Below are 10,126 nucleotides of genomic sequence, written 5' to 3' on the forward strand. Positions count from 1 at the left end.
ACGTCTACACCGGCCCGACCACCGTTACTGAATCCATCAAGGACGCAGTGGGCGGCAACCTCGAAGCGATCAACCCAATCAAGACCCCGGTGGAAACCACGGTCAACGATGTCAACGACACCACCACCGTGACCTTGACCGCGACGCCGAGCGTGGATGAGAACGGCACCATCACCTACACCGCGACGCTGACCGATGCCCAAGGCAAACCGGTCACTGCGCAGAACGGTCCAGTGACCGTGACCCTCGACAGCGGCAAGGTGATCACCATCGCCGAAGGCCAGAGCTCCGGCAGCCTGCCGGTCAGCGTCGGCAACGACGTCTACACCGGTCCGACCACCGTGACCGAGTCGATTAAATCGGCCGACGGCGGCAACCTCGAAGCGATCAACCCGATCAAGACCCCGGTGGAAACCACGGTCAACGATGTCAACGACACCACCACGGTGACCCTGACCGCGACCCCGAGCGTGGACGAGAACGGCACCATCACCTACACCGCGACGCTGACCGATGCCCAGGGCAAACCGGTCACCGCGCAAAACGGTCCAGTCACCGTGACCCTCGACAGCGGCAAGGTGATCACCATCGCCGAAGGTCAGAGCTCCGGTAGCCTGCCAGTGACCGTGGGCAACGACGTTTACACCGGTCCGACCACCGTGACCGAGTCGATTAAATCGGCCGACGGCGGCAACCTCGAAGCGATCAACCCAATCAAGACCCCGGTGGAAACCACGGTCAACGATGTCAACGACACCACCACGGTGACCCTGACCGCCACTCCAAGCGTGGACGAGAACGGCACCATCACCTACACCGCGACCCTGACCGATGCCCAAGGCAAACCGGTCACCGCGCAAAACGGTCCGGTGACCGTGACCCTCGACAGCGGCAAGGTGATCACCATCGCCGAAGGCCAGAGCTCCGGCAGCCTGCCAGTGACCGTGGGCAACGACGTCTACACCGGTCCGACCACCGTGACCGAGTCGATTAAATCGGCCGACGGCGGCAACCTCGAAGCGATCAACCCAATCAAGACCCCGGTGGAAACCACGGTCAACGATGTCAACGACACCACCACGGTGACCCTGACCGCGACCCCGAGCGTGGACGAAAACGGCACCATCACCTACACCGCGACGCTGACCGATGCCCTGGGCAAACCGGTCACCGCGCAAAACGGTCCAGTCACCGTGACGTTGGACAGCGGCAAGGTCATCACCATCGCCGAAGGCCAGAGCTCCGGCAGCCTGCCGGTCACGGTTGGCAACGACGTCTACACCGGTCCGACCACCGTTACTGAATCCATCAAGGACGCAGTGGGCGGCAACCTGGAATTGGTGTCGCCAAACACAACGCCAGTGACCACCACGGTCAACGACGTCAACGACACCACCACCGTGACCCTGACCGCCACTCCAAGCGTGGACGAGAACGGCACCATCACCTACACCGCGACCTTGACCGACAAGACCGGTGCCCCGGTTACCGCGCATAACACGCCGGTCACCGTCACGCTGGACAGCGGCAAGGTGATCACCATCGCCGTTGGCCAGAGCTCCGGCACCCTGCCGGTGACCGTCGGCAACGACGTCTACACAGGCGCGCCAACCGTTACCGAATCAATCAAGGCTGCCAGCGGCGGCAACCTTGAAGCCCTCGGCACGGACAAGACGCCAGTGTCGACCAGCGTCAGTGACTTCCAGGACACCACCACTGTCAGCATCAGCGGCAGCACCTCGGTAACCGAAGGGCAGACCGCGAGTTACACCGTCAGCCTGACTCACCAGGCCCAGAGCGAAGTGACACTGAAAATCGTCTACAGCGGTACCGCCGCCGACGGTTCTGACTTCAACGGTGTCTACACCGTGAAGATCCCGGCGGGCGCCAGCAGTGCCAACTTCAACGTCGCGACCATCAATGACAATATCACCGAAGGCACCGAAAACTTCGTGGTCAAGATCGACTCGGCCACCGGCGGCAACTTCGAGAACCTGGCGATCAGCGCGTCCAATGGCAGCGTCAGCACTTCGATCATCGACAACGATGCACCGCCAGCACTGGATCTCGACGCCAACAACTCCAGCGGCGCCACCGGGGCCGACTACAAGGTGACGTTCACCGAAAACACTGCCGGTCCTGGCGTGTCGATCGGCGATACCGACCTGAGCATCACCGACCCGGACAGCACCCTGCTGACCGGCGCGACCATCGTGCTGACCAACCGTCAGGACGGTGATGCGCTGAACCTGGGCAACAGCGTCAACGGCATCACCATCAATGCCAACAGCACCAATGGCACCGTCACCCTGACCCTGTCGGGTAGCGCGACGCTGGCCGACTACATGCAGCAGATCAAGAACATCACCTTCACCAACAACAGTGAAAACCCGAGCACCGTACCCCGGACCATCACCGTGACGGTGACCGATGGCAGCAACTACTCCAACACCGCGACCACCACGGTCAACGTGGTGGCGGTCAATGACGCACCGGTCGCAGTACCGGTCAACGTCACCGGCACCGAAGACACGCCGCTGATTCTCGGCTGGTCGACCTTCGGCGTCAGCGACGTCGACAGTCCGGCCACCAGCCTGGGCGTGAAAATCACCCAGCTGCCGGGCGAGGGCAAACTGCAGTATCTGGACGGTTCGACCTGGAAAGATGTCGCCACCAACCAGACGTTCAGCAAGGCTGATATCGACGCAGGCAAACTGCGCTTCACGCCGGATGCGAACGAGTCGGGCGTGGACGGTTACGGCCCCGGCACTGGCGACCAAAAGGCTGACTATGCGCAACTTCAGTTCCGGCCAACCGACGGCCAGGCACTGGGCAACACCGGCACGATCAAGATCGACATCACTCCGGTGGCGGATGCCCCGACCCTGAGCGTTGCCGACAACAGCGTGAAGTCCACCGGGCTGATCAAGGAAGTCTGGACCGGTCTGTCGGGCCTGGGCACCAGCGGCAACGGTGCGGACTCGACCACGCTGAAAAACGTGATCGACGCCGCGGGCACACCGAACTCCAAAGGCACCGTGACCAACGTGCAGTCCGACGGTAGCGTGACCGCCGGTACGGCGTCGAAAACTTCCGGCCTGATCTACCTTGAAGCCGGCAAGACCTACACCTTCAGCGGTGTTGGCGATGACAGCCTGCTGGTGACCATCGGCGGCAAGAACGTCGCCGCGATCACGTGGGGCGCAGGCGGCAACCTCAATGGTTCGTTCACCCCGACCACCAACGGCTACTACACCCTGGACATCTACCACCACAACCAGAGCGGCCCGGGCAGCTATGACGTCAACCTGTCGGTCAATGGCAGCACGCCGATCGACCTGAGCGGTGCCGGCGTACCGATTTACACTGGCGTGACGGATCTGGTGAATGCCGGCGTGACCGTGTCCGACTTGCACGGCACCAATGGCAAAGGCTACTACGACGGCTACAAACTCAACACCGGCGCCGAAGGCACCAGTGTGAAATTGTCCACCATCACCACCGCGCTGACCGACACCGACGGCTCGGAAAGCCTGAGCCTGAAGATCAGCGGCATGCCAGTCGGCTCGGTGCTCACCGACGGCGCGGGACATACATTCACGGTCACAGCGACCAGTGGCGAGGCCAACGTGACCGGCTGGAGCCTCAACTCTCTGTCTGTCACTCCACCACCGTACTACAACGGCCAGTTCAACCTGACTGTGACCTCGACCTCCACCGAGGCCCTCGGCGGTTCGGCCAGCAGCACTTCGCAAATCCCCGTGACCGTGTACCCAGCGGTCTATAACGCCGTCACTGCCACTGCGGCCGATGACACCCTCACCGGCACCGACGGCAATGACGTCATCGTCGCCGACATTGGCGGCCTGACCGTGGTGCCGGGCACCAACTACAACATCGCCTTCATGGTCGACAGCTCCGGCAGTATGAGTTCCTCGTCGATCAACTCGGCCAAGGACTCGCTGACGTCGGTGTTCAACACCCTCAAGCAAAGCCTGGGCAGCAACTCGGGCACGGTGAACATCTTCCTGGTGGACTTCGACACCCAGGTCAACAAGTCGGTGTCGGTGAACCTCAATAACCCGAATGCGCTGACTCAGTTGAAGGCGATTCTGGACTCGATGTCATCCGGCGGCGGTACCAACTACGAGGACGTGTTCAAAACCACGGCCAACTGGTTCCAGAGCGCGGACGCCGTGAAGAATACCGGGGCGAAGAATCTCACGTATTTCATTACTGACGGCAAGCCGACCTACTACCAGAGCGGCGAGTCGACCAACCCGATCCTGTATGGCAGCACAACGCTCGATAGCCTGATCACCACGAGCAACTATCAGCTGGGAACAGCGATCAGCCTGTCCCCCGACAGCACGCACCAGATCGACATTACCGCCTCGGGATACGTGACGGTCTGGACCAAGAGCAGCCACGGTAACAACGGCAATGGCAACGGCAGTGGCAGCACAAGCTGGTCATCCAAGGACTTCGGCTATCTGCATGCCCAGGGTGACGGTACCTACGAGTTCTCGGGTCGTGACGGGGACGGCAGCAGCACCGACTGGGACGCCACCAGCAACTCCACCGGCAGCTTTGCACTGCTGAGCAACCTGTCGAATGTCGAGGCCATTGGCCTCAACAACGGAGTGAGCCTCAACGACCTGAAGCCGTACGACTCGAATCAAATTCCACAAACCAACATCGATCCGAAGGATCTGGCCAACTCGATCATCGGCCATACCGAAGCGACGATGCCGGGTCACGACACCGTCAGCGGTGGCGAAGGCAACGACATCCTGTTCGGCGACCTGGTGAGTTTCAACGGCATTGCCGGTGAGGGTTACCAGGCCATGCAAGCCTTTGTGGCGCAGCAATCCGGTGTGGACGTCAGCACAGTCACCACCAGCAATGTGCACCAGTACATCACCGAGCATTACAACGCGTTCGATGTGTCCGGGACCCATGACGGCAACGACACCCTGCTGGGTGGAGCGGGCAATGACATCCTGTTCGGCTCGGGTGGTAACGACACCCTCGACGGTGGCAAGGGCAATGACATCCTGCTCGGCGGCACCGGCAACGACACGTTGATGGGCGGACAGGGCAACGACATCCTGATCGGTGGTTCCGGTGGTGACACCTTCGTCTGGAAAGCGGGCGACACCGGCACCGACGTGATCAAGGACTTCAAGGCCAGCGAAGGCGACCGGATCGACCTGCGCGATCTGTTGCAGGGCGAAACCGGCAGCACCATCGACAACTTCCTGAAGATCACCACGGTCGATGGCGTGTCGTCGCTGCAAGTCAGCTCGACCGGTCAGTTCAACTCTGGCAACGCCGCAGCCGCCACGCCGGACGTGACGATCAAGCTGGAGGGCAACAACTGGTCAAGCGCCAACCTGCACAACCTGATTGCCGGTAGCGACCCGACCATCAAAATCGATCACAACAACAGCTGATGCATGAAAGCGGCCGCCCCTTCCGGGGCGGTCGTCACGTTTGTGTCCACTGCCCGGTGACGATTTCGTCGCTGCGCCACATACTGGCGTGCAGTTGACCTATGCTGCTGACAGCATGACGCTGGTTCAATTCTGAGGGATGCTCAATGTTTTACGTGCAACGCGATGCGCAGGGCCTGTTGGTACGCGTGGAACCCGCCGCCTACGCCGAGGCCACGGAAACCCTGCAGGCCGACAATCATGAAATCCAGGCCTGGTTTGCCAATGCGGCTGTGGAGAACAGCCTCAAACAGCTCAAGCAAAGTGACCTGGAAATGATCCGGGTACTCGATGACTTGATTCAGGTGCTGACCCAGAAAGGCGTGATCCGCGTCACCGACCTGCCGACGGCGGCCCAGGCCAAACTCATGGACCGAAACCAGGCCCGTGAAGCCTTGGGTGGCTTGAGCCAATTGATCGATGATGAAGAGACCGGGTTAATCTGATCATTGATCTTCAGTGACTGCCCCAGCCTCATCGCGGGCAAGTCGGATCGCCGCATCGCCGCTCCCACAGTAGATGGTGATTGCCGCGATGTTGTGAACAACCTCGAAACCTGTGGGAGCGGGCTTGCCCGCGATGACGGCATCACTGACAATCCAGCTCTTAAGAGTTACTTCCAGGGCTTTGGCTCGCCGAACAACTGGCCCTGCACACCGTATAGCCCCATCTCGCGAATCACCGACAACTCGCCTTCAGTCTCGACCCGTTCGGCAATCAGCGGCAAATCAATGCTGTGCGCCGCTCGCTGGATCGCCTCGATGAACAGGCGTTTGTCACTCTCCAGATCAATCGAGCGAATATAGCTGCCATCGATCTTCAGGTAGGCCAGCCCCAGCCGCGCCAGGTTGCCGATCATGCTGAAGCGTCCGCCAAAACGCTGCAGGCTCAGTGAGAAGCCGAGTTCGCGCAGGCGCCGGGTCAGTTGCTCCAGTACCGCCTGATCAGGCAGTTGCTCTTCGCCAATCTCCAGAGTCAGGCGCGGGCCAAGGTTGGAATGCGCACGCAGTAGCTCGAAGATTTTGTTTTGCGCCTGCGGGTCACCCAGGGTCGCCGACGACAGATTCAGCGCCAGCGACTCCTCATGTTCGCTCATTTGCTCCAACACCCGCTCGAGCATCAGCCGATCCAGGCGCGCAGTCCAGCCGAAGCGCTCCAGCCAAGGCAGAAAACGCCCGGCGGGGATGGTCTGGCCGTGTTCGTCGAGCAGTCGCGACAACACTTTGTAATGCAGCACCAGTTGCGTGTCCTGGGCGGCCACTACCGGTTGGAAATACAGCTCGAAGCGCCGCTGTGTCAGCGCCTGGTCGAGCATCTGATGCCAGGCGTGGTGATCGTCGCCGACACTGGCCGAGAGGCTGTGTTCGAGGCAGGCCCAATTCTGCTCGCCCTGACCTTCGGCCTGGGCCAGCGCCTGATCACCGAGGCTGAGCACGGCTTGCGGCGAGTCACCATGAGCGAAAGGCGCCAAGCCGATAGACGCCACGGCAGCCACATCAGTGGCGCCGGTAGCGTGCAGGCTGGCCAGGGCGTTGTCGAGATTTTGCGCCAGTTGCAGCGCTTCTTCGCGCACCAGTCCCGGCGCCAGTACGGCAAATTCGCCGCCACGGATACGGGTCACCAGGTTCTGGGTTTCCGGATACTTGGCGCACTCGCGAGTCAGTTGCTCACCGACGGCCTTGAGCACTTCATCGGTGCGCTGGCCACCGAGACGCTGGTTGAGGCCGGCCAGATCCTTGACCCGCAACAGCAGCAGATAACCGGAGCTGGCCTGCTCCGGGTTGCTCACCCGCGCATTCAGTTGCATCTCGAAATAGCGCCGGTTGGCCAACCCGGTCAACGAATCCTGATAGGACTCGACCCGCAGCTTTTCACTACGCTCGGCCTGCTCCTGGAACAGCGCCTTGAGCTTCTCGACCATCTGGTTCATGGCCTGCACGACCCGGCGAAGCTCGGGAGTGCGCGGCAGTTCCGGCAGGCTGAGGAACTCCCGTCGGGCGATGGCGTGGGATTGCTTGACCATATAATCCAGCGGTCGCAATTGCTGGCGCAGCAACAGCGCGCCGAGCACCGCACTGACGGCGCCGCATAGCAGCAACCAGCCCAGGCTGCCCAAAGCGCTTTGCCACAACTTGGCCAGCGCGAACATCGGATGGCTGACGACCTCGACCCGGGCAGCCTGCTCCCAGCCGCGGCTGACGATTGCATCACCACCGGCGGGCTCCAGGCCGATCAGTTTGACGAACCAGTCCGGAACGTTGTTGACCGCCGGAATACCTGTGCGCTCAACCAGGTTCTGGTCGGTCTTCAGATCGACCACGCGGATGCTCGCGTAGTAACCGCTGTCGAAAATCGAGCTGACCAGCAACTCGACCATCGCCGGGTCGTCGATATTCGGGGTCAGGGAAAGCGCCAGCGCGGTCGCGGCGTCCTGGGCATGGGAGCGCAACTGGTTGACGTACTGAGTGCGTGAGCTCTCCAGACTGACCATGAAACTGCCGGTGAAGGCGACCACCAGGAACAGACAGATAGCAATCAACAGCTGTTTGAACAAAGACATCTGAGCACGTGCTCCTAGTTAGTCGTCTCGACCGGGAATCCTTCGGCCTGCATTTTCTTCAACACATCCTGCCAGCGCGACAGACGTTTGGTATCGCCGACCTTTTTGTTGCCCTTGGCGCCCGGCAACCACAGTCCCTCTGCATTGAAAGAGTAGACCGGCAGTAAATCCTTTCGTTGGCTGGCCGGCTTGATTGCATCAATCAGGCTGTCGAGCACCAGGGGCTCGGCATCCGGAGTCGAGTAGTAGGTCAGCACCATGTGCGCGCGGTTCTGGGTCAGTGCCTTGACGTAGGTGATACGCAGCTTTTCACTGGCTACACCGAGATGACGCAGGCTGAAGTACTTGGCAATAGCGTAGTCTTCACAGTCGCCGGCGCCTTTCCACAGGGCTTCGATCGGAGTTTCCCAGTAGTCGACGGCATGCCACAGATCGATGTCTTCAACGTATCGCAGTTGTTTGTTGAAGAAGCGATTGACCACATTGAGTTGTTCCGACTCGCCGATCTGCTTCTGGCTGGCCAACAAGTATTGCCAATCGTTAATGCGTTGCTGACCCTCTCCCAGAGGTCCGTACAATGCCTGCGCCCGCCGGCTGATCAGGGAAAAGTCCCAATCGGCACTCAAGCTGCCCAGCATCACGCCAGCCAGCAGCAATGCGCTGCACAACCAGCGCAAAATCCGGGGGATCGTTAAACATGCTGCCAATGCGAGGCATCCTGGGTAGGCAGGAGAGAGTCGCTCGAATGGTGAAGGTTAGTCCGGAAAAAGACAATGGCACGATGAGATCACTGGCGGCGCGCTAAACTGCAGGAAAGGCATTCGTTCACTTGTTTGACAAGCTGTCAGGCAGTCACTAGTGTCATTTGGATCCAAAAAATTTCATTATTCAGGGTGCGTTTAGTGACACAAAAGCCCAACCCTCTCAGCAGTATCAAGGTCAACGGGCCGATTCCCGCACATCTGGCACGCACGGTGATCGAAGAAACCCTGCGCGCGGCGATACTTGACGGGCGCATCCCTTGCGGTGCGGCCCTGCGCCAGCAGGACCTCGCCGATCTGTTCGGCGTCAGCCGCATGCCCGTGCGCGAAGCCCTGCGCCAGCTCGAAGCGCAGTCGTTGCTCAACGTGGTGGCCCATAAGGGCGCCGTGGTCGCGCCGCTGGTCCAGGGAGACGCCGTTGAAACCTACGCGCTGCGCATCCTGCTGGAATCCGAGGCCCTGCGTCTCTCGGTGCCATTGCTCCAGGACGAAGATCTCGAACAGGCTGCCCGCTACATCGACGAACTCGAAACACAAAGCGACTACAGCGAAATCGGCCGGCTCAACCGCTTGTTCCACATGACGCTTTATTGCCGAGCACCCAATCGCCGGCTGTTGAAACTGGTTGAAGACGGCCTGAATGAGGAAGAGCGGTTCCTGCGTTTCAACCTGGAAGACATGGGCCTGGGCAAACTGTCCCAGGACGACCACCAGGCACTGTTGCGTGCCGCCAAGGACCGGGACATGGAACGCTCCGTGCAGCTGCTCGAACATCATCTGAACCGAGCGGTCGAGGTCATTACGCGCTACCTCAACAGCCCTGAAGTCCAGGCCAGAAACACACCGAAGTAACCCGCAGCGGCAGGTGCAAGACGTGAGAAAGCCCGTTGTGGAGAGGCTCCACAACGGGCTTTTCAGTACCCCTGAAACGACAAAACCCCTGTCTGCGTTAGCAGACAGGGGTTTTGGAATTCAATCTTGACGATGACCTACTCTCACATGGGGAAACCCCACACTACCATCGGCGATGCATCGTTTCACTGCTGAGTTCGGGATGGGATCAGGTGGTTCCAACGCTCTATGGTCGTCAAGAAATTCTGTGACCAGCCCGTTAGAACATCAACGTGCCGGTGAAAACTGGTGACTTCTACTAAAACAAAACCCCTACCTGCATACGCAGATAGGGGTTTCGGAATTTAATCTTGACGATGACCTACTCTCACATGGGGAAACCCCACACTACCATCGGCGATGCATCGTTTCACTGCTGAGTTCGGGATGGGATCAGGTGGTTCCAATGCTCTATGGTC

Annotated in this window: 4 protein-coding genes, 2 rRNA genes and 1 pseudogene; 3 read left to right on the top strand and 4 right to left on the bottom strand. The window is 60.3% G+C overall.

From position 1 onward, the window contains the following. Positions 1–5,456: pseudogene (locus BSF40_RS31225) on the top strand (LapA family giant adhesin); the annotation flags it as partial. A 146-nt stretch (positions 5,457–5,602) separates the two neighbouring features. Beyond that, on the top strand, positions 5,603–5,941 hold the full coding sequence (locus BSF40_RS31230) for a tryptophan synthase subunit beta (protein ID WP_095968268.1): 339 nt from the start codon (positions 5,603–5,605) through the stop codon (positions 5,939–5,941). A gap of 167 nt (positions 5,942–6,108) precedes the next feature. On the opposite strand, the gene lapD is transcribed toward BSF40_RS31230, so the two are convergent. Next, positions 6,109–8,055: a cyclic di-GMP receptor LapD gene (gene lapD / locus BSF40_RS31235; protein WP_095968269.1), complete on the bottom strand. Its 1,947-nt coding sequence runs from the start codon at positions 8,053–8,055 to the stop codon at positions 6,109–6,111. Positions 8,056–8,069: 14 nt separating this feature from the next. Continuing rightward, positions 8,070–8,762 (bottom strand): cysteine protease LapG, encoded by a 693-nt coding sequence (gene lapG, locus BSF40_RS31240; RefSeq protein ID WP_095968270.1) that lies wholly within the window; start codon positions 8,760–8,762, stop codon positions 8,070–8,072. Positions 8,763–8,957: 195 nt separating this feature from the next. On the opposite strand from lapG, the gene BSF40_RS31245 reads away from it, so the two are divergent. Next, positions 8,958–9,668 (top strand): GntR family transcriptional regulator, encoded by a 711-nt coding sequence (locus BSF40_RS31245; RefSeq protein ID WP_095968271.1) that lies wholly within the window; start codon positions 8,958–8,960, stop codon positions 9,666–9,668. Between the two features lie 124 nt (positions 9,669–9,792). On the opposite strand, the gene rrf (BSF40_RS31250) is transcribed toward BSF40_RS31245, so the two are convergent. Beyond that, positions 9,793–9,908: ribosomal RNA gene (gene rrf, locus BSF40_RS31250) — 5S ribosomal RNA — on the bottom strand. Positions 9,909–10,016: 108 nt separating this feature from the next. Beyond that, a 5S ribosomal RNA gene (gene rrf / locus BSF40_RS31255) occupies positions 10,017–10,126 on the bottom strand; the annotation flags it as partial.

The organism is Pseudomonas sp. ACN5 (genome assembly GCF_002303975.1).
GTDB classification, from domain to species: domain Bacteria; phylum Pseudomonadota; class Gammaproteobacteria; order Pseudomonadales; family Pseudomonadaceae; genus Aquipseudomonas; species Aquipseudomonas laurylsulfatiphila.